The sequence below is a fragment of the Silvanigrella paludirubra genome (assembly GCF_009208775.1).
GTDB classification, from domain to species: Bacteria; Bdellovibrionota_B; Oligoflexia; order Silvanigrellales; family Silvanigrellaceae; genus Silvanigrella; species Silvanigrella paludirubra.
On the sequence record NZ_WFLM01000005.1, the window covers coordinates 456,434 to 478,024 of the forward strand.

At 29.5% G+C, this 21,591-nt stretch carries 17 protein-coding genes; 6 read left to right on the forward strand and 11 right to left on the reverse strand.

Going from position 1 to position 21,591, the window contains the following annotated elements; genetic code table 11:
• Positions 1–11: 11 nt before the first annotated feature.
• The 3 genes from GCL60_RS15305 (at position 12) to GCL60_RS15315 (ending at position 4,515) form a co-directional block, all read left to right on the forward strand.
• Complete coding sequence (locus GCL60_RS15305) at positions 12–3,128, forward strand: type III pantothenate kinase (protein ID WP_153421543.1); 3,117 nt, start codon at positions 12–14, stop codon at positions 3,126–3,128.
• Positions 3,125–4,279: a trans-sulfuration enzyme family protein gene (locus GCL60_RS15310; protein WP_153421544.1), complete on the forward strand. Its 1,155-nt coding sequence runs from the start codon at positions 3,125–3,127 to the stop codon at positions 4,277–4,279. The genes GCL60_RS15305 and GCL60_RS15310 overlap by 4 nt, the downstream gene beginning before the upstream one ends.
• 68 nt (positions 4,280–4,347) lie before the next feature.
• Complete coding sequence (locus GCL60_RS15315; RefSeq protein ID WP_153421545.1) at positions 4,348–4,515, forward strand: hypothetical protein; 168 nt, start codon at positions 4,348–4,350, stop codon at positions 4,513–4,515.
• Positions 4,516–4,589: 74 nt separating this feature from the next.
• On the opposite strand, the gene GCL60_RS15320 is transcribed toward GCL60_RS15315, so the two are convergent.
• From GCL60_RS15320 to GCL60_RS15370, 11 genes are all read right to left on the reverse strand, one after another.
• Entirely contained in the window at positions 4,590–4,958 is a 369-nt protein-coding gene (locus tag GCL60_RS15320) for a DUF1304 domain-containing protein (RefSeq protein ID WP_153421546.1), read from the reverse strand.
• Between the two features lie 163 nt (positions 4,959–5,121).
• Positions 5,122–6,534 carry a hypothetical protein gene (locus GCL60_RS15325; RefSeq protein WP_153421547.1) on the reverse strand — a complete coding sequence of 471 codons (1,413 nt, stop codon included), beginning with the start codon at positions 6,532–6,534 and terminating at the stop codon, positions 5,122–5,124.
• A gap of 666 nt (positions 6,535–7,200) precedes the next feature.
• Positions 7,201–8,661, reverse strand: coding sequence for an iron-containing alcohol dehydrogenase (locus GCL60_RS15330; protein WP_153421548.1), 1,461 nt, complete (start codon positions 8,659–8,661; stop codon positions 7,201–7,203).
• A 66-nt stretch (positions 8,662–8,727) separates the two neighbouring features.
• Positions 8,728–10,362 carry an NADH-quinone oxidoreductase subunit N gene (locus tag GCL60_RS15335; RefSeq protein WP_161998244.1) on the reverse strand — a complete coding sequence of 545 codons (1,635 nt, stop codon included), beginning with the start codon at positions 10,360–10,362 and terminating at the stop codon, positions 8,728–8,730.
• Positions 10,362–11,960 carry a complex I subunit 4 family protein gene (locus GCL60_RS15340; protein ID WP_153421550.1) on the reverse strand — a complete coding sequence of 533 codons (1,599 nt, stop codon included), beginning with the start codon at positions 11,958–11,960 and terminating at the stop codon, positions 10,362–10,364. Before GCL60_RS15340 ends, GCL60_RS15335 begins: the two co-directional genes overlap by 1 nt.
• 17 nt (positions 11,961–11,977) lie before the next feature.
• Entirely contained in the window at positions 11,978–13,933 is a 1,956-nt protein-coding gene (gene nuoL, locus GCL60_RS15345) for an NADH-quinone oxidoreductase subunit L (protein WP_153421551.1), read from the reverse strand.
• Positions 13,934–13,935: 2 nt separating this feature from the next.
• On the reverse strand, positions 13,936–14,241 hold the full coding sequence (gene nuoK / locus GCL60_RS15350) for an NADH-quinone oxidoreductase subunit NuoK (protein ID WP_153421552.1): 306 nt from the start codon (positions 14,239–14,241) through the stop codon (positions 13,936–13,938).
• Complete coding sequence (locus GCL60_RS15355; RefSeq protein WP_153421553.1) at positions 14,225–14,779, reverse strand: NADH-quinone oxidoreductase subunit J; 555 nt, start codon at positions 14,777–14,779, stop codon at positions 14,225–14,227. The genes nuoK and GCL60_RS15355 overlap by 17 nt, the downstream gene beginning before the upstream one ends.
• Before the next feature lie 20 nt (positions 14,780–14,799).
• Positions 14,800–15,909 (reverse strand): complex I subunit 1/NuoH family protein, encoded by a 1,110-nt coding sequence (locus tag GCL60_RS15360; RefSeq protein ID WP_153421554.1) that lies wholly within the window; start codon positions 15,907–15,909, stop codon positions 14,800–14,802.
• Positions 15,910–15,920: 11 nt separating this feature from the next.
• Entirely contained in the window at positions 15,921–16,301 is a 381-nt protein-coding gene (locus tag GCL60_RS15365) for an NADH-quinone oxidoreductase subunit A (protein WP_202614044.1), read from the reverse strand.
• A 61-nt stretch (positions 16,302–16,362) separates the two neighbouring features.
• Positions 16,363–17,475, reverse strand: a complete 1,113-nt coding sequence (locus GCL60_RS15370; RefSeq protein ID WP_153421555.1) for a formimidoylglutamase — start codon at positions 17,473–17,475, stop codon at positions 16,363–16,365.
• 293 nt (positions 17,476–17,768) lie between these two features.
• Here GCL60_RS15370 and GCL60_RS15375 point away from each other — a divergent pair, with 293 nt between their 5' ends.
• From GCL60_RS15375 to GCL60_RS15385, 3 genes are all read left to right on the forward strand, one after another.
• Positions 17,769–19,175 (forward strand): acyl-CoA dehydrogenase family protein, encoded by a 1,407-nt coding sequence (locus tag GCL60_RS15375; RefSeq protein ID WP_153421556.1) that lies wholly within the window; start codon positions 17,769–17,771, stop codon positions 19,173–19,175.
• 229 nt (positions 19,176–19,404) lie between these two features.
• A complete protein-coding gene (locus tag GCL60_RS15380; protein ID WP_153421557.1) occupies positions 19,405–20,805 on the forward strand; it encodes an acyl-CoA dehydrogenase family protein in 1,401 nt (466 codons plus the stop codon).
• A 22-nt stretch (positions 20,806–20,827) separates the two neighbouring features.
• Positions 20,828–21,559: an FAD-dependent oxidoreductase gene (locus GCL60_RS15385; RefSeq protein WP_153421558.1), complete on the forward strand. Its 732-nt coding sequence runs from the start codon at positions 20,828–20,830 to the stop codon at positions 21,557–21,559.
• Positions 21,560–21,591 lie beyond the last annotated feature (32 nt).

The following is a 21,591-nucleotide window of genomic DNA, read 5'->3' on the forward strand; positions in this document are numbered from 1 at the left end:
ATGGAACTACAATGACTAAAAATGATTTTTATACAATTTACACAGAACAGACCCCATCAACTATGGATCTTGCCAAGCATTACGCTCAAAATAATCCTCATAAAGGAAACATTTTAGCAATCATGACCAGCAGGCAAACTCTTGGCAGAGGTCGAGGTGGTTCTCAATGGAAACAAGCTGACATTAAAGAAAATAACTCTTTAAATGAAACATCTGAATTATTTTATTTTAACAATATTAACGATGCTGTATTAAAACAAAATGAATTTTTACCCGTTACTTTAGTTATTCCTAGTGAAAGAATTAAAGTTCCCTTCGAATGGGTGACTTCTTTAATAGGCTGTGCTATTCATGACTCACTAGCTGCTACTGAAAGCTTTATTAAATCCATGATTCACAGCATTCCATTTAATGAAGATAAAATGATATGTATTAAATGGCCTAATGATATTATTTACTTTCCTAAAAAACCAATTAATAAAGATATTTTAGAATATAAAAAAATCTGCGGTATATTGTGCGAAACAAATGCTATTGGAAATAAAATTGGAGATTTTTTTATTGGTATTGGCTTAAATTTTTTTAGTCACCCCCAATTAGATAAATCAATATCATTTTGGGAAAGTTTATTCGTAAATGACAATAAGTCAGTCAAAAGAGAAATTAATAAATATCATAAATCAGATGAATTTAGATCTGCAATATTAAACAAATTTTGCGAAACATTAAAAATTGAAATTATTGATTATATTTGCTCTCCACGTAATACAGAGCAATTAAAATCTTTAGTATTAGAAAGATCGTTACCAAAAGGCACTATTTTATCTGTAGATAAAGGAACGAGGCAAGGAGAGTTTATAGGGATTGATAATAATGCTGGATTATTATTAAGCGGTAGTTCAAAACCAGTTGTATCTGGCGATATTTCATTAAAAGAAACTACAGTCAATAAAAAAACAGAAACAAATACAGAATCAATACAAAAAGGAACACCCATTCTTGCTATCGATTTTGGAAACACAACAATTCATATTGGATATCAATCTTCTCATTTAAAAAAATATCATATTAATATTCCATATGATATTTTGCTTAAAAATGAGCAAATTAAAATTAGAGAATTTTTTAAAACAATATTAGAAGGTTTTATTTTAGATCGAAAACTAAAAATTGATTTAGTTTACACCTCAGTTAATACCCCTGAAAAAACAAAAAATTCATTAGGAATAATTAAAGATTACTTAACAAGCCTATTTCCGGAAATTTCTTTTAATGAAGTAAAAATTACCGAAAAAGAAATTTTTAATTGCATGGATATTACAGGAGATTTTGAAGTAAGTCGCTTAGGAGCTGATAGAGCGCTTAAATTTTTATTTGCATTTCAACAAGCTAAAAAATTAAAAGAAAATATAATTACTTTTTCATTTGGTACAGCAGTAACTTGCGAAGGGGTTTCAGGGTCTTTATCCATTTTAGAGAATTTTATTTTTCCTGGTGTGCAAATGGCATTTAATGCAATTCATCATTACACAGCCTTAGTTCCTTTATTCCAAGCTAATTCAGAAATGTTTACTCCAAAAGATAAAAATTGGAATCAAGAAATTTATGTTCAAAGAGGTGTATTTTTATCAACAGCATCAAGCGTTATTACATCTATAAAAATGCATTCTCCTTGTAAATGTTACTTTAGCGGCGGCAATGCGGAAGCTATATTAAATATAATAAACATGATAGATCCAAATCATAATTTAGGAATTGAAATACTCCCAAGCATTGAAACAGATATGATCATTCAATATAAAGATCAATTGCTAAAAAAACAAATTAATGAAGCAAAAGAAGAAAAATCAAAAATAAATAATAATATAAAAAAAATGAAAAATTTGATTGAAGAAAAATCAAATCAGACTCAACCAAAATCAACTCCTGTAATTAATGAAGATGAAATTGGCGAAGTTATGAAAACAATGCTAAAAGCACGAGCGCCAAAATCTATCGAAAGAAATAAAGAACCTAAAAAAGAAGATTTTAGAAAAATTGGAACCCATTTAGAAAATTTAGAAAATGAAGAAAGAATTGATGCTTATATGGCAAATAAGTTTCAATTTCATAATAGAGAAACATGGCGTGAAAGAATTTCAAATGGTGAAGTTTTAATTGAACATGGCGCAAATCGAAAAGAACGTGAAAAAATTCATTTAAATAAAATAAAACCTACCTACAAATTAAAAAATTATGACCAAATATGGCTTTTTCATCCACCAGAATATGAACCTGATGTAATTGAAAAAATGGACATTATTTTTGATGATGGAGATTTATGTATATTCTCTAAACCTCCAAATATGGTAATTCATGCTGCTGGTATTTATGGAAAAAATACATTCGTTAATATTTCTGCAAAAATGGGTTATGCAGACTGCTCAGCCGTGCATCGAATTGATCGTGAAACAAGCGGAATTTTAGCTTGTGCTAGAAAATCAGAAACTAGAAATATTATTTCAGAAGCTTTTAGACAAGGTAACATTGAAAAATTATATATTGCAGTTACCAAAGGAAAAAGCCAATTACCTGAAAATTTTAGAGTTACATTACCCATTGGAGAACCAGAAAATTCTTTAATTCGACTTAAACTCTGGGTTAATGGTAATTTACCACAACAAGCCGAAACTTGGTTTTCAAAGCTAGCAACTTACGAAGACTATACAATGTTTGCTTGTTTGCCTCAAACAGGCAGAACAAATCAAATTAGAATTCATTTAGCAGCAATAGGGCATTGGATTGTTGGTGATAAAATGTATCATGAAGATGAACAAGTTTTTATTCAGTTTTATGAAAATGGTTATACCGATTGGGTTCATGAACAAACTCTTTTTCCTAGACATATGCTACATAATGCAGGAATAATGGGTTCAAATATAAAATTAACATCGCTTTCAGATAATCCTATAGTTTGCGAACTTTATTCAGATATGATGAATTCTGAAATTGTTAAAAACTTACTTAAAAATTCATCAATTCCATTAGATCCAATTCAACAAAGAGAATATATTAAAAATATATTTTTAAAACTTCATAAAATCAATTTTAATGAATTTCCTGATATTTCCCTAGGAGAAAAAAAATGAGTAAATTAAGTAATAACTTTGATACTATTTGTGTTCATGCAGGAGTTGAGCCAGAATCTGTAACAGGCGCAATTATGACTCCTATTTTTCAAACATCTACATATGTTCAAGATAGCCCTGGTAATCCAAAAATTTACGATTATTCTAGATCTGGAAATCCGACAAGAACTGCTCTTGAGAATTCATTAGCCGCATTGGAAAAAACAAAACATGCTGTTTCATTTTCATCTGGTTTAGCCGCAGTTAGTGCTATTGCTCAATTACTAAATCCAGGTGATCATGTTCTTGTTTGTGATGATGTTTATGGCGGTACTGGTAGATTATTTAGAAAAATATTTGCAAAGTATAATATTGATTTTGAGTTTATTGATATGACAATTACAAATAATCTTGAAAGTTATTTTAAAAAAAATACAAAGCTTGTTTGGATTGAAACACCTACAAATCCTCTTTTAAAATTAATAGACATCGAATATATTTCAAAACTATCAAAAAAATTTAATGCAATTTCTGTTGTAGATAATACGTTTTCTTCACCTATTTTTCAAACTCCAATTGAATTAGGTGCTGATATTGTTTTACATAGTACAACAAAATACATTGGTGGCCATAGCGATTTAGTTGGTGGCTGCTTAATGCTTAATGATAATTCTCTTGCAGAACAACTTAAATTTATTCAATTTGCAGGAGGAAGTGTAAACGCCCCTATTGAAGCCTTTTTACTATTAAGAAGTATAAAAACACTTTCTTTAAGAATGAAAAAGCATAATGAAAATGCTTTATTTATTGCAAAAGAAATTCAAAAACTAAAAATATTTTCCGAAGTTATTTTCCCTGGGCTTGAGGATCACCCTCAATATAGTCTAGCTAAAAAACAAATGAGAGGTTTTTCAGGCATGATTTCAGCAAGAATAAATGGAGATTATGATAAATTAAAAACATTTGTTTCTAGACTAAAATATTTTTCACTTGCGGAAAGTCTTGGAGGTGTAGAATCTTTAATAAATCACCCTGAAACAATGACTCACGCTAGCGTTCCTTTAGAACATAGAAAAAAACTAGGAATAACATCTGATTTGTTAAGATTTTCAGTTGGCATAGAAGATGCACAAGATCTTTTAGAAGATATAAAATCTGCAGCTAATTTTTGACATAGGCATACAAAGCTAAATTAAATATTAAAATACTTCCGATAATTTAAAAGGAGGTATTTTTTATTATGGCTATTCCTGCAAATAAAAAGAAATTAAGAACAAATAATGAACTAGAACTTATTAAACTTGTGTTAGATGAAGATAAAGATTTAAAAAAAAAGGTAATTAAATTTATTCAAAAAAGCCTTGGAAAAACAAGTTCTGCAACAGCAAAGAAAAAAAAGAATGATTGAAATTTTTTAGTTTAATATTAATCACAGATAGTTTCTTTTTCAATCTTATAAATAAATCATGCGTAAATTTTATTTTAAAAATTATAGATAAATACAAATATTAAAGCTATGATAGCAGGAAAAGACTGAATATAAATTATTTTTTTTGAAAAAGTTACTGCACCAAATACACCTGCAATAATTACACAAACTAAAAAAAATACTTTAAAATAATATCCAATAAGAATATGTGAAGAAAAAACTCCATATAAGAGCCCAGCAGCTAAAAAACCATTGTATAGCCCTTGATTCATGGCAAGTACTTTTGTTTCTTTTGCTTTTTGAAGAGACTGTCTAAATATTTTTAGACCTATTGGTTTTGTCCACAAAAACATTTCTAAAATTAAAAAAGAAAAATGTAAAAATGAAATAAATAGCACTAATATATTTGATAGTAAAATCATATTTTTCCTTATTTCTTTGATAAAATAATATTAAATAATTTATTTTAATAATAAAAAAAAAAAAACAAAATATTTCAATTAAAAATATAACAACTATTTTTTAATTTTACAATTGAATTTTAAAATTCCTATTTCAAAAATATTCATTATTAACTTTAATATTTTATTTAGCTAAATAAATTGCATTTCTTATAGAATTTTCTTCTGAATACACGGAATATAACAATTGCAATAAACCGTCAGAGTACTTAAGCATTATTTTTAATCTAAACCTTCTTTTTAATAATAGAGGCTGATCCTTCATTAAATTTTCTAATAGTTTCTGTAGATTCAATTTTATATTATTTAAAATTTGTATTTTAGTGTCAGCATGATATAAGGGTATCATTTTATAATCATCTAATGATTTATTTATTATATTTAATTCATTTAATACCTTATCAACTTTAGACAATTTCATTTTATCACATATACTTTTAAATTCTTTTGAAGATAAAAGTCTATTTCTTTCTAATAAAGACTTAATTTCGTTATCATTAAAACTTTTTTTAAATTTATCATTTTCTTTTAATTCACTTAAAAAACGATTTCTGTTTAAATAAGTCTTCATATAATCAATAGATTCTCTTAATGAAAAATTAAAAGATGTTTCTGAATTTTTATAATATATTTCTTCAATATTAATTAAACTAAAATTGTTGACAAGTTCATTTAAAATAGATCTTACAGCTGAAATTTCAAGAACTTTATAAAACTCAATCATAGTATGACCTCCTTCTAAATAAAGAAGAAGTGAAGTTATAAGTCTAAAAAATTTTATAAAGAAGTCATTATTTTTAAAATCATTTTCATAATCTTTCAATATTAAATAACTATCTTGACTTTTATAAGTTGCAATATCATCAATCGAAAAAAGCTTTTCTTTAGTTAAAGTAGCGGCATATAATCTTAATATAGCTAATGTTGTACCAGATAAAGAGTTAGAAAAAATGTGAACGCCAGAATCTGCAATAACTTTAGGAAAAGTATTATCTTCAATTATTGGTGCATAAAGATCGGGACATCTGTCTGAAATACTGCCCAAATTATCTATTAAAACTCTGTTTCCATTATCATCAATAAACCCCTCAGAATATTTATCAAAATAAGGAGTAGGATCTTTTGATCGCACTAAACCAGTTTTATTTGAAAAAGAAAACTCTTTTGATTGCTTTTCGTCAGAAAACATTGATTTTTTACTTCGATAACTTTCAGCAAATTCATTTTTACCATAGCAATTTAAAATTCTTCTACAAATAAAATCACGCGATTTTTCATAATTTAATGCAAACCAAACAAAATCTAGCAATTTATCTATTTTCTTTTGTTCATCTTGAGAAAATTTTGCTTTTGAATGAATTATTGTTTTATCTTTTCCCTCTTTTTTTGAATTTGTTTCACTTAAAATTGTTGCAAAATTATTTTCATTTTCTTTTTTTAATTTATCTTTAAAATCTTCAAATGCCTGAAAAAATTTATCCAGTTTATTAGAAAAAAACCCATCATTAAATAAATTTTTAACATTGTGATATCCCAAAATTGTCTCAAAATAATTCCTAACAGGATCTTTTAAATTTTTATTTAAATCAATTGCAATTGTACTATTTTCATATTTTTTTACGTTATTTAAATCACTTTTTATAGAATCAAAACTAAAAGCTGAATATGGGAAACCATATAAAATAAGTCTTTTATAGGATTCTTCTTTTTGACTATCTTCTAAATTTAAAGGCCTTTTATCATTTTAGTTAGATAATAAAATTAATATAGCTTGAAAATTAGTAATATCATTATACATAATAAATCTTCTTTTAGATAATGGTTAGCAAATATTTGATTTTATTTTTATTAAAATATTAATTATTTTTTATAAATTGAATATTAATTATTCAATTTATATTCAATTTATATAGAAACAAAATTTATGTCAATGTCTGAATTGTTTATATTATTTTATATTATAAAACTTTGTGAAGTTAATTAAATTTTTCTTGTTTATTTAATAATATTTTATATAATTTTATTTTATATAAAATTTATATAAAATATTTTATAAATTCATATATATAAATTTTATAAATTTCAAAATGTTCTTTGATTTTTTATTGATACATGATAACTTATCAGAATAAATAAAAATATTTATTTCCTCAATAATTTCATATTAAAGATTTTTTACACCTGATATTATTAAAATATTTTTCTAAATAGCAGCTACAACACAGGTATCTTCTCCTATCCAAAAAATAAGATCTGCTATACAAAAGCGAGATCTAATAAATGGAGAAAATCTTAAAGCCCATCTGAATTCAAGGGCTGAAGTAGGTGGATTTGTTATTTCTGGGTAAGTAGGTAATTTTGCATTCTCTAATAATTTTTGCATTTCGTAAGAACGAATTGTTATATTTGATAGATGTTTTTTTATTTGTGGTAATTCGTTTAAAAAGGAATCAAAATTTTCTCTTGCCTTATTCCACTTTTCACTTTTAATCATGTAATCCTGAATAAATAATTTTTTTACCTCTAATAATTTACTTTGATCTATTGAGTTTATATTATTTTGATTTCCATAATATGGCGCAGAATTTAAAAACTGATTTATTAGTTTTTCTGTTTCTTTTTCATTCATTGATCTAAATTTTTTAATATCAAATTCAGTGTTTTCTAAAAACCAATCTATGCTCATAGCACTTGTCAATGAAGCTAATGCAACTTGCTCGCCATGTAAAACTAGAGTTCTATTTGAAGTTAATCTTAAAAAATCAAGTGCATGACTAATCACATGCTCATAGCCACTCAATGGAGTTGTTTCTCCACTTAATGACATAGCGATTCCAGCCATGGCAAGAGCTGATGCATGAATTTGTGTTGCATCATTTGTTAAAATATTTTGACCAATACTTTCCGACAAGTTTTTTAAGGGAGCAGAAAATACTTCCATTAAACGATATGCTAATTCATTATAAGTCTCTGTAATTTTCAATTTATAAGCTAAATACCAATCACCATATGCAACAAATCGCGCAAGAAGATCTCCGTAACCTGCACGAGATAAAGTAATAGGAGCCGCTTGCAATAAAGGCTCAATCCAAATTGTAGTATGAATTGTTTTTGAAATTCTTGTTCTTTTTGCACCTTCTATATCTAAAACAGAAAAAGAAGATGTAAAAGCGGTTACCGTCATAGCTGTTGGAATACTTATAAAGATTGAATCCGGAGCATTTAAATATAAAGAATGCTTCAAAAGGTCTGTAATTGTACCGCTTCCTAATGCAATATAAACTTTACATCTTTTATCATTTTTAATGAGATGATTCACATGATTTAAAAAATATTCGGAAGCATGTATATTATCAACATCCGTTTTACTTTCTAAAGATAAATTTTTATATATTACATTATATTTTTTACTTATTATTTTAATAACAACGTCCGAAATACTAATATTTGAATTTAATTCTGAACTTTTAAAATTGCCATCACATAAAATAAAAACGGAATCATCTTTAAGATTATTAGAAAAAAAATGACTTAATATCTCTTCCATTTTATTTTCAAATTCAAAATAATTTTTTGAATAAACTTGATTTGGCACATTTGATTCTGAATTTAAATTTATATTTTCATTCAATAAAGTATTTTTTAATAAATCAAAGCAATTCATATATTATTTACCCCAAAAAAAAACCTCGATATCTCGAGGCAATAATAAATTTAATGAAATTGCTCTCTATTTAGGATTTGAGATCACATTTTCATTTTTTGAATTTGCATTATTATGAACGCTATTTGCTGTGTTAACAATACGCATATTCTTTTCAGATGCCTGAGTATAATTTAAATTAATTGCCCAACGTGGTCCCATAATACCAATTACAATTGCAGCAAAAGCAGCAATAAAAGAAACCGCTTTCATTCCTGAATTTGTTTCTTCAGATTGATTGCTTTGCGCAGAGTACCGAGTAGCTGGCTTAAACCACATTTCAGCCATAATAGACAAATAATAGTATAATGAAAGACAGCTAAATAGAACTAAAATAATGGATAGACCAATAAATCCTTGATTTAGTGCAGATAGTAAAAGAAAAAATTTACCGAAAAATCCTGCAATAGGTGGAATACCAGCAAATCCAAAAAGAAACACACTTAATGTAACTGCTGCAAAAGGTTTTTTTGAACCTATTCCCGCTAACTCTTCTTTTAAAAGATCTTCACGATTTGAATCTTCTAACCATGAAATTACGGTAAATGCCCCCATACTTAATACAGCGTAAATAACAGCATATGACATTAAAGATTGTTTAGACTCTAAACTTGTTGGATCTGCAGCTAAAGACGCAAATGCTAAACAAAAGTAACCGGCATTTGCTACAGAAGAATAAGCTAAAATCCGCTTAATACTATTGTGAACAAGACCAAATAAAGATCCTACAGCAATAGAAACAGCCCCAAATATCCAGAAAACAATAATAAGACCAGTTTTTTCACCATCTCCAAAACTTACACTTAAAATTCTTAGAATAACAATAGCAACACTAAACTTAACTAAAGAAGCCATATAGCCCGTTAAGTGAGAGTTTGCACCTTGGTAAACATCGGGAGCCCAGGAATGAAAAGGGGCAATGGCAAGTTTGAAAGCAAGTCCTGAAAAAATGAGAAGAACGCCTGCTAATCCAAAAGGATTTGAAAAAGAAATATTTAACAACCTAAAGTCTGCAAAACGTAACGAACCAATACTTGCATAAATTAAAGCGGCACCCATTAATAACATAGCTGCTGCTGCGGCTCCTAAAATAAAATATTTAATAGAAGCTTCCATACCTTGAAGTGTTCTTCGTTGGTAACCAACAAGAACATAAAGTGAAATACTTGTTAATTCTAATCCAACAAAAAAACTTAAAAATTCTCCTGCGGCACACATTACCATGAGACCAGCAGATGAAAATAAAATTAGAGTAAGTAGCTCAGAACGTAATAATTGTTTACCAATTTTAGTCATTGATGATGCCATTAAAGTAAACAATGTTCCAATAGCAATTACAATAAAAGACATTCTCGAAATATCATCAATTAAAACACCACTTCCTAAAAAAGCTTTTGGTGTTGAAATTTTTGAAAAAATAGCAAAAACCGCTGCAGCAAAAGAAACAAATACAGCAACGTACCATGAAGGGTAACATGGTTTATCAGGGTCTGTTTTAAAAACACCTAATAGCATTGTTACCAAACCACCAACCAATAATAATAAAATAGGAAGAGATAAAAAATAAAACGATGCTGGAGGTAAAATATCGCTCCATAAACGAGTTTGAATCGCTGTTTTAATGGTCTCTTGGAGTTGAGTCATCATAAAGTCTGCTGACATCATTTCACTCCTTCATTTTGAACTGTTTGAAATTTATTAAGAGGTAAAAGAACACCATCTTGTGTATTGGCAAGTTCAGATAAATAAGCTGAGTTGCTAATTACACTTCTTTCAATATTTACAAGAGTTGGTTTTGTATGTTGAAGAATAGAAGATGAAGCAAAACCTAACACAAAAATCATTATAGATAATACAGTCAACTGAATTACTTCAAACTTATTTAAACCTGATAATTTTTGATTTTCTGGATCATCTAATGGACCAAATAATATTTTATAAGTAGCCCACAAGATATAAATAGCTCCAAAAACAACTCCTAAAGTAGCAACAGTGCCTACAATTGGATTTGCTTGAAATGAACCTATTAAAATTAACCATTCACCAATAAAACTTCCTGTACTTGGCAAAGCGACTGATCCCATTGCTGCAATAACAAAGAAAAAAGCAAACCAAGGTAACACTTTAGCAATTCCACCAAATTCATCTAAATTAAATGTTCCTCTTTTTTCATATAAAAAGTTAAATAAAATAAAGAGAGCGCCCGCAGTAATTGCGTGATTTAACATTTGATAAAGAGCGCCTTGAAAGCCTATTGTATTTAGAGAAAATATCCCTATCACAATAAAGCCTAAATGGCTCAATGATGAAAATGCCATAATTCTTCTAACATTCTTTTGTTGCCAAGCAATTAGTGCACCATAAATAATACCAATTACAGCTAATATCATAATAGGAGTTGCAAAATAAACTGCTGCTGCAGGAAATAAACAAACACTAAAACGAATTAATCCGTAAGTGGCAAGTTTTAAAATGACACCAGACATTAATGTATATGTTGCTGGAGCTTGTTCATATGTATCAGGGAGCCAAGTATAAAAAGGAAATATTGGAACTTTAATACCAAATGCTAAAGTAACTGCTAAAAACAGCCAGGATTGTGTTGTCAAAGGCAACGCTGCTGCTGTTTTATAGAGGTCAAGAATGTTTGAAGAATAAACACCATTATTTTCAATTGAATGGGTATAATATAAAAATATTAAAGCAACCAGCATTAATAAACTCCCTACAACACCGTAGATAAAAAGTTTAAGAGTTGCATATACACGATTTTTTCCGCCCCAAATTCCAATCATAAAATAAACTGGTATAAGTGTTAATTCCCAAAATACATAAAATAAAACAACATCTAACGAAACAAATACACCAATTATTCCTGATTGAAGCAAAAGAAACAAGGTTAAAAAACCTTTTACTTTTGTTTTAATAGAAGTGTAAACTGTCATCATTACAATAATTGAAAATACAGTGGATAAAAGAACAAGTATTAAATTTAATCCATCAACACCAACAACATATTTAATTCCAGTTGATTGCGGCAACCAATTTAAAACTTGAGAAAATTGGAACTGCGCCGAATTAGGAACAAAATATTTTATCAAATGCAATGACAACACGAATTCAATTACTGTTCCAACTAAAGCAATCTTTTTATGAAGGCGACAGTCAACTGATGAAGGTATTATTAAAATAATACCTGCTACAAATAATGGAAAAATTATGAGCAGTGATAAAATCCACTGCGAAACGCCATCGATCATTGTGTCCTCTCAACTGCTCAAAGAAATAGAATTAACCCAAAAATAAACACACTAATAAATATAAACTTGAGATAATTCCTTGCCATTCCTGATTGAGCATCGCTTGCAACGCTCGTTCCTGTATATAAGGTTTCAGGAATACCATTTACAACGCCCTCAATTATTATTTTATCTATAAAGCTGTAAAGGAATTTACCTACTTTTGCGAGTGGACGTATAAGAATTAGTTCATATAATTCATCAATTCTCCATTTATCACGAACTAAGCGATAAATAGGGCCAAATGCATTAGCAAATTTTTCACCACCATCTGGTCCATTTTTATAGACAGCAATTGCAAATAAAGCGCCTACAAATACGATTAAAACAGAAGCTCCCATTAATCCATATTCCATGGAATGACTTAAATGAGTTGCATGAATGCCGCTTGCGTTAATAATAGATTGCGCTTGACCTAATACGGGAGAAAGAAAGCTTGTAATAAAATCTGCTTTACCAGTAAAGACCTCTGGAATTGCAATAAGTCCACCAAAAATAGAAAGAACTGCTAGAATTATTAATGGAATTGTAATTACAAAATTTGTTTCGTGAATTTGATCGGGATGTTCTGCTCGACAAGCTCCAAAAAACACAAGCCAAGTTAAACGTAACATATAAAAAGCGGTAAAACCTGCTGTTACCCAACCAACTAACCATAATATTGGACTTCCAAAAGGCCCTGCCCAAGCAGCAGCTAAAATAGCATCTTTTGAGAAAAATCCAGAAAACCCAGGAAAACCAATTATTGCTAAAGTAGCAATTAAAAAAGTAACTGAAGTGATTGGCATTTTTTTAAAAAGTCCACCCATTTTTCGAATATCTTGTTCGTGATGAAGAGCGTGAATAACACTTCCTGCTCCCAAAAATAAACAAGCTTTAAAGAAAGCATGAGTAACAACATGAGATACACCGTATTGAAAAGCGCCAACACCACAAGCCATCACCATGTAACCAAGCTGGCTACAAGTAGAATAAGCAAGAACTTTTTTAATATCAGTTTGTGCAAATCCAATAGTTGCTGAAAAAATTGCGGTAGCTGCACCAACAATCGCAATTGTTGTCATTACGGTAGGACTTAAAACAAGAACGTAACTTAATCTATTCATTAAATAGATACCAGATGTTACCATAGTTGCCGCATGGATTAATGCAGAAACAGGGGTAGGTCCAGCCATCGCATCAGGCAGCCATGTATATAAAGGAATTTGTGCAGACTTTCCTGCAACTCCCAATAATAAACAAAGTCCAATTAATGTTATTTCAACAGAATTTTCTGCTAAAAAAGTTTGTGGAGATGCTGCAATAATAGCTGCTAACTCTGCATAATTGATCGTTTTAAATAACATATAGCAAAGAAACATAGCAATTAAAAAGCCCGCATCACCAACGCGATTTGCTATAAATGCTTTTATTGCTGCCATTGAGTTGGCTTTATCTTCATACCAGTAACCAATTAGTAAATAAGAACAGACACCAACGCCTTCCCAACCCAAAAAGGTAACAAGCATATTAGAGCCTAATACCAACAATAGCATAGAAAATATAAATAAATTTAAGTAAACAAAAAATCGGTATGGACGTTTTTCATGGTGCATGTACTCGCCAGAATACATATGAATTAATGAACCAACGCCAGTTATCACAAGAAGAAATATTCCAGAAAGTCTATCTACAGTTAAACCAAATGAAATATTAAATTCTTTTCCATTCACTAAAGGAACTGATACCCAATTAAATAAATCAACTGTTAATGTATTTCCTTGGATAACAGGACCCATAAATAGCATTACTGAAAATATAAAGGGAAGCGCTACAACAAATGTAGCGACCATACAAACGATTCCAACATTAGCCGCTCTTAATGCAAAAGCATTAATAAGAGCACCAACTAAAGGTAATAAAACGATTAAAGTAAGTAATGTTTGTTCTTGCATCTTTATCCTCTCAGTATTCTGAGGTCGTCAATTTCAACACTTGACTTCGCACGGTATAAAGAAATAATAAGTGCAAGTCCTATTCCCGCTTCACAAGCAGCTACAGCCATTACAAAAAACATAATTACTTGGCCATCTATTGTATTTGTCATGCTGCTTGCACTAATAAATGCTAAATTTGCTGCATTTAACATAACCTCAACACTTAGCATCATAAATATTAAATTTTTTCTGAACATGACTCCAAATAAGCCAGTAATAAATAATAATAATGAAAAATAAATACCGAGTTCAGGCAGACTTGGCATCACTCACCTTCGCTTTCTTTGCTATGACAATTGCGCCAACTATAGCTACTAAAATTAAAAAACTAATTAATTCAAACGCCCATAAATAATCTGTAAACATTAATGCAGAAACATTTTTCACATTTTCGTTCATGGATGCAGGATAATATGGAGGACGTGCATTAATTAAAGAATTTGAATTTAAATTAGATATTAAATAGCCTTGTCCTACTTTTGTGCCAAGAAATAAAGCAACAATAAATCCTAAAGCAGTTAATAATAATTCACCTATTGTTATTCTACCGTATCTAAGTTCTTCAGGAGGTAAATTAAGAAGCATAATAACAAAGACAAATACAACCATAATAGCGCCAGCATACACAATAATCTGTGCGACTGCTGAAAAATGAGCGCCTAGCAATCCGTACATTCCAGCAATTAACATCATAACAACGATTAATAACATTGCAGAGGTAACGGGCCATTTTCTAGTTATCATTAAGGCAGATAAAAATACTGCCATGACACCCATAATTAAAAATGATATTTGAGTAATCATAAAAAATTCCCTTTGCTCTATTAATGAAATTTAACAATCGCTGTAACAATTGCTGTAATAATAAGGTTAATAAGTGCAATTGGAAGAAGGTATATCCAACCTAATTTCATGAGTTGATCATAGCGAAAACGAGGAATAGTAAATCTAACTTGAACAAATATCCACATTAACAAAATTACTTTTGTTAATAATACGATAATACCAAGTGGTAATAAAATCCATCTTGCTAAAACTTCACCAACTTGAGGATTTAATATTTCAAGTAGATAATGTTGAGAAAGCCATGGTAACTCATATCCACCAAAAAATAAGGAAACAGTTAATACACACATTACAAACATCATTGAATATTCGCCAAGAAAAAATAAAGACCAGCGCATTGCTCCATATTCTGTTAAGAAACCAGCAACAAGCTCTCCTTCACTTTCAGCTAAGTCAAATGGGAGACGATTTGTTTCAGCGAATATAGTAACAATAAAAACAAAAAATGAAATGGGGGCATGAATGAATCCCCAATTTGGCAAAAATCCCCAAAGTATTTCAGATTGCTTTGTAATCATTGTTTGTAAATCTAAAGTACCCCAAATAAATACAAGAGGTATAATACTCAATCCCATAGCAACTTCATAACTTACCATTTGCGCAGATGCACGAAGTCCACCTAATAAAGAATATTTATTATTTGAAGACCATCCAGCTAAAGTAACGCCATATACAGCTAATGATGAAAGAGCAAAAATAAGAAGAAAACCTGAATTTAAATTTACAGCTTGTAGATTTATAATTTGGTTATTTACAACAACGTGACTTCCCCATGGAATCGCAACAGTAACAGCTAATCCTGTTGCTACAGGAACAACGGGCGCAAGAACATAAAATGCTTTGTGAACATAAGGTGGTACAAAATCTTCTTTAAATAAAAGTTTTATTGCATCTGCAATGGGTTGTCCTAAACCTAATAAGCGGAATTGAAAAAATCCGACACGATTTGGGCCCAATCGCCTTTGAATAATTGCGCATTGACGGCGCTCAACCCAACTCATTATAGGAGCAACTTGAGCACCAACTGCTATGCCAAGAAGCATAAGAAGAATAGTACTGATAATTTGAGTAAAACTAATTTCTATCATTCCCAATCTCCTTAATCCCAGCGAAGTGCGCCGCGTTTAAGCACATAAATATAGCCAATTGATAAAGTTGCGATAAAAATACCAACTTCAACAATTCCAAACCAACCTAAATAATCAAACGCAGTTGACCAAAGGTACATAAATATTGTTTCAATATCAAAAAGAATAAATAATATCGCTGTTAAATAAAATTTGATTGAAAAGCGGTTTTCAGCAGAACTTGTAACCGGCAAACCACATTCATAAACTTCTAGTTTACTTGAATTTGGTTTTTTAGGACCAAGAAAGAGTGATACGCCACTGACACCAAGACCAAGTGCAAGCCCAAAAATTAATATGAGCAATATTGGCAAATATGGATTCATGCCAACATAATAAACGGATTGCTCCATATACAAGTTCCTCCTCAACGAGTTCCACTAACTCATATTCATGAATGCGACAAGAGTACGATTAAGTTAATCTGGAAGAATATTCTTCCCGTAAAAGTGCAATGCGATAAACAAGGGAAGCGCATAATCGTGATGTCATCTCAAGAGTATCCCTTGATGGGCACAGTTCTGCAATGTCCATAACACGACATGTTTGGGATTTGGCAATAAATGTAATTGATTGAGCAAGATCTTTTATTTGAACACCAAAAGGAGTTGATGCACTTGTACCGGGAGCTATAGATTGATCAAATACATCTAAACATAATGAAATATGAACACTGCCTTTTATTCTATCAAATCCTAAAGCAGCACATTCATCTAAATGATCTCGAATATGTTCAAGTGGGGTTTGTGCATGTCCATGAGCAATATCTCTCCATACATTTAATAATGCTAAATATTCTACTGTTTGAATTTGATTTTGATTTGCAAATGAAGTCAATGATTGAGGATTTCTATCTCTTTGAATTCCAATTTCTAGTAAACCTTTTCCACCAATTATATTTGCATTTAAATCTTTCATAATACGATAAAATGCTGTTCCACTATTTATAATTCCGTTATCATCTGGCCTTAAATCAAAATGCGCATCAAAATTTACAATTGGAATAATTTCATTTTTCCGAGATGAAACATGGCCCTTGTAACTGCCATAAGTAAAATCATGACCACCACCAATTACAAAAATCATTTTTGCTTCATGATCCAAAAAATATTCGACGACTGATGCTAATCTTTCATGTGTTTCTTTAATTGTATCTGCTAAAATAATATTTCCAGCATCAAAAAAAGATTCTGAAAATAATGTTGAATTATCTCTATTATCTAAATGTGGTGGAAATGGTTTATGTGTACTAGGATTAAACTTTCGAATACATGTATCATATAATTTATAGAAGCAATTACGAAAAGAGTCAGGACCATCTTTTGCTCCTGGATTTCCACCATTTGCTATAACCCCTCTATCGTCAGGAATTCCAATAAAAATATATTTATTTTTTATTAAATTGTTTTTATTTTTTGTATTTTTAAGAAGTAAAGAAATATTCGAAATACCTAAACCAATTGTTTCTTTTTTATTAGATATTTTAATTTTAGAAGGTTCTAAAAACTGTAGTACAGATGTTGCCATAGGTAAATCCAAATTACGTTAGAGTAAAAAATAGGTAAGAAGTAATTTTGCCTATTGTAGTAGTTTTTTCAAGCAATATGAAATCTATTATTTAATTTGAAAATAGATTTATTAAATAGTAGAGCGCATAACCAAATTATAATATATATCACACTAATTTAACTTGATTCATTTGCGTTTATTTGTAATTTATGACAACTAAGTAAACTGAATTTTAATAATTCATATTTTATATTTTTTTATAAAAATATTTATTAAATTTTAGCATAGAACATTTGAAGGAGAATTAAGGAATGAATCTTCATAAAACAAATTCAAAAATTTGGGACAATAATCCCTTTTGGGGACTAGGATTTGAGTTTGACCCCCAATGGCATTTAACTGATGAACAAAAAAATATACAAAAAAATTTGATAGAATTATGCCAAACTACCTTGCGAACAAACGCAATAGAAAGCGATAAAAACTTAATTTTTCCTAGAAAAAATTTTGAAGCTTTAGCTAGTTTAGGATTGCTAGGATTAATTATTCCTAAAGAATTTGGTGGCCTTGGTGAAAGTCATGTTTGCGCTGCAATGGTTGTTGAGACCATTGCACGATACGGATGCGCCAGCACGGCTATGTGTTACGTTATGCATATCTCAGCTTTAAGCGCTATTTTATTAAGACATCATGAAAATCCATTCTTTAAAAGCTTGTTACCTAAAATAAATAATGAAGTATTAATTGGGACTATTGCTTATTCTGATCCACAAACAGGCAGTCATGCCTGGTTCCCTCTTTCTTCAAAATCAGAAGAAACAGAAAAAGGATGGAAAGTCTTTAAAAAAGCTTCATGGGTAACATCAGGAGGATTCGCAGATTGGTATCTTGTCCAAACAACGAGTCCTAATTTTAATGGCGATTACTCAAATCTATCTTGTTACTTATTATTTAAAGATGAAATAAAAACGGGAGCATCCACTTGGGATGGAATGGGAATGAGAGGAAATCAATCAGGTCCTCTAGAAATTGATGGAGTCGAAATTCCAAAAGATCGATTAATTGGCAAAACAGGTGAAGCAAATAAAACAAATAATGAATCTCCAGATATCTTTTTTCTAATGTGCTCTTCAGCTTGTTGGAATGGAGTTGCAATGGGAATGATTGACATTGCAGTTAATCATACAACTAAAAAAAGACATGATGATGTCGGATTAAGAATCGCTGATTATCCTACTATTCAAGATTATGTTGGCGAGTCAATTGCAGATACGAATACTTGTCGTGCTTTTAATTTTCAAATTGCCGAAGCTCTAGATAAATTAACAAATAATTGTGACTGGGAAATTTATAAACAAGAAAATCATTATCCAAAATCAGAAAAAATGTCTTGGTTATGGCAATTAAAACTTTCTTGTTCAAAAAATGTAACATATCTTTCAGATAAAATGCTACATACTTGTGGAGGAACAGGATACAAACCTGCTTTAGGAATTGAAAGATATTTAAGAGATGCAAAAGCAGGATGGGTTATGGCTCCAACAAATGAGGTATTAAAACAATTAATTGGAAAATTAGCTCTTCTTGGTCCTGATTCACTTGATGCTTGGAATAACAAAATAAATGAACGCGTTTTAAACAACGAAATTAAAAAAATGGATAAAGTTAAATTAAGAGAATTTGGTGAATCATTAATAAAAAAATCTGAAGAAATATAATTATAAAGTAACTATTTTTATATATCAAAATAAGTTAGATTTTAAAATATGAATTAAATAGCTCTCCATTTATTAATAGAATTAAGAAAATAAAAATAAATCAAAATAAATATTTGCAATTATTGATTTTTTATGACATTTTAATAAATGAATTCGAAAAAATTGTTACCCAAGCTCTTCTAAAATTTTAATAATAAAAATTTTCAATATATAATAATAGGAGTTTTTTATGAGTTTTCAAAATAATGAAAATAAAAAATGGGCTAATGAAAATTTTTGGGGTTTGTCATATGATTTCGATCCTCAATGGGATCTCACTTCAGAACAAAAAATAATTCAAACAAAATTAATTCAATTATGCGAGTCCAATCTTAGAAAAAATGCAATTGAAAGCGACCGAAATTTAATCTATCCAAGAAAAAACTTTGAAGCACTTGCCTCTATTGGTTTACTAGGACTTATTATTCCAAAAGAATTTGGCGGTATGGGAGAAAATCATACATGCGCAACTATGGTCGTTGAAACCATTGCAAGATATGGGTGCGCTAGTACTGCAATGTGTTACGTTATGCATATTGCTGCATTGAGCGCAATTTTATTAAGACATCATAATAATGCCTGCATAAAAAATTTATTATCGAAAATAAATAATGAAGTATTAATTGGAACTGTTTCCTATTCAGATCCTGAAACAGGTTCACACTTTTGGTATCACTTATCTTCAAAATGCGAAAAAACAGATAATGGTTGGCAAATATATAAAAAATCTTCTTGGACAACCTCAGGAGGTTTTGCCGACTGGTACGTTACTCAAACAACGAGTCCTGATTTCAAAGGTGACTACTCTGACTTGTCTTGTTTTTTAATATGGAAAAATGAAGTAAAAACAAACCCAGCAACTTGGGATGGCTTGGGATTAAGAGGAAATCAATCTGGTCCATTAGAAATAAATGGAGTAGAAATTTCTAAAGATCGAATGATAGGCCCTATAGGAGATGGAGCTCAATCAAATGACGAAGCAGTAGATCCTTTCTTTTTATTATGCTCCTCGGCATGTTGGAATGGGATTGCTATGGGAATGATTGATATTGCAAAAAACCATACCACAAAAAAGAAACATAATGACGTTGGAATGAGAGTTGCAGATTATCCTACTATTCAAGATTATATAGGCGAATGTATTATTGAAACAAATGCAAGTCGCTCCTTTAATTTTCACCAAGCAAAAGCATTAGATCAAAAAACAGAAAACTGTGATTGGTCCATTCACAATGACATTCAAACTCTCCCTCGTACACAAATGTTACATTGGCTATGGCAATTAAAATTTTCTTGCGCAAAAAATGTTGCTAAGGTATCGGATAAAATGCTTCATACTTGTGGTGGCACGGGTTACAAACCAGAGCTAGGAATAGAAAGATATTTGCGAGATGCAAAGGCAGGCTGGGTCATGGGGCCCACTAACGAGGTTTTACGTCAATTAGTTGGTAAATATGCATTATTTGGCAAAGAATCATTAGATTATTGGAATCAAAATATTAATGAAAGAGTAATATATAATGAAATTAAAAAAATGGATAATAAAACTAAAAAAGAATTTGCAGAAAAAATACTAAAAGAAATATCTTAATTTTTAAAAAGGTTAACTTTTAATGACAAAAATTTTTTTTGATAAATTTTCTAAAACTCCAGATTATGAATCAAATATTATAGAAATTGAAAATATTGAATCTAATTATTTAATTATAAAAATAACAAGACCAGATAATTTTTATTTTGAATCTGGACAATATATACCTATTTATATGAAAGATAATCAAGGAGAATTTCAATTTTGTTACTCAATTGCTAGCTCAGCAAAAAATAAAAATTATTTAGAACTATGCATTCAAATTACAGGTGAAGGAAGAGGTGTTAATTTTTGGAAAAATTTAACCATAAAAGATAAAATTTACTTCGATAAAGCAAAAGGAAATTTTAAAATAATAAATATAAATGTACCTATTTTTCTTTTTGCCGGTGGATCTGGTATTTCTCCAGTTCGATCTTTACTTTTAGATATGATTGAAAATAATCTTGAATTAAAAAATAATATTCATCTTATTTATGCATGTAAAAAAGCGGAGGTTTTTTCTTTTGAAAATGACTTTATTCAACTTTCTAAAAAACACGCATCATTTTTAAAAGTTCATTTTATCGCAGAAGAAGGAAATTTTGTTAATAAACAAAAAGGAAACATTTTGTTAGGTATTGAAAATTTATTAAGTGAAATAACAATAAATTCTCATTTTTATATTTGTGGTTCACCTGGTATGGTTAATGCAGTATGGAATAATTTATTAGATAAAAATATTTCTCCTTCAAATATATTTAAAGAATTTTAAAATATTTATATTAAATCATTTGTAATCATTAC

Excerpts from the sequence above, each read along its gene's own strand:
- GCL60_RS15305 (WP_153421543.1), top strand. The coding sequence starts at position 12 with ATGACTAAAAATGATTTTTATACAATTTACACAGAACAGACCCCATCA.
- GCL60_RS15310 (WP_153421544.1), top strand. The coding sequence starts at position 3,125 with ATGAGTAAATTAAGTAATAACTTTGATACTATTTGTGTTCATGCAGGA.
- GCL60_RS15315 (WP_153421545.1), top strand. The coding sequence starts at position 4,348 with ATGGCTATTCCTGCAAATAAAAAGAAATTAAGAACAAATAATGAACTA.
- GCL60_RS15320 (WP_153421546.1), bottom strand. The coding sequence starts at position 4,958 with ATGATTTTACTATCAAATATATTAGTGCTATTTATTTCATTTTTACAT.
- GCL60_RS15330 (WP_153421548.1), bottom strand. The coding sequence starts at position 8,661 with ATGAATTGCTTTGATTTATTAAAAAATACTTTATTGAATGAAAATATA.
- GCL60_RS15335 (WP_161998244.1), bottom strand. The coding sequence starts at position 10,362 with ATGTCAGCAGACTTTATGATGACTCAACTCCAAGAGACCATTAAAACA.
- GCL60_RS15340 (WP_153421550.1), bottom strand. The coding sequence starts at position 11,960 with ATGATCGATGGCGTTTCGCAGTGGATTTTATCACTGCTCATAATTTTT.
- nuoL (WP_153421551.1), bottom strand. The coding sequence starts at position 13,933 with ATGCAAGAACAAACATTACTTACTTTAATCGTTTTATTACCTTTAGTT.
- nuoK (WP_153421552.1), bottom strand. The coding sequence starts at position 14,241 with ATGCCAAGTCTGCCTGAACTCGGTATTTATTTTTCATTATTATTATTT.
- GCL60_RS15355 (WP_153421553.1), bottom strand. The coding sequence starts at position 14,779 with ATGATTACTCAAATATCATTTTTAATTATGGGTGTCATGGCAGTATTT.
- GCL60_RS15360 (WP_153421554.1), bottom strand. The coding sequence starts at position 15,909 with ATGATAGAAATTAGTTTTACTCAAATTATCAGTACTATTCTTCTTATG.
- GCL60_RS15365 (WP_202614044.1), bottom strand. The coding sequence starts at position 16,301 with ATGGAGCAATCCGTTTATTATGTTGGCATGAATCCATATTTGCCAATA.
- GCL60_RS15370 (WP_153421555.1), bottom strand. The coding sequence starts at position 17,475 with ATGGCAACATCTGTACTACAGTTTTTAGAACCTTCTAAAATTAAAATA.
- GCL60_RS15375 (WP_153421556.1), top strand. The coding sequence starts at position 17,769 with ATGAATCTTCATAAAACAAATTCAAAAATTTGGGACAATAATCCCTTT.
- GCL60_RS15380 (WP_153421557.1), top strand. The coding sequence starts at position 19,405 with ATGAGTTTTCAAAATAATGAAAATAAAAAATGGGCTAATGAAAATTTT.
- GCL60_RS15385 (WP_153421558.1), top strand. The coding sequence starts at position 20,828 with ATGACAAAAATTTTTTTTGATAAATTTTCTAAAACTCCAGATTATGAA.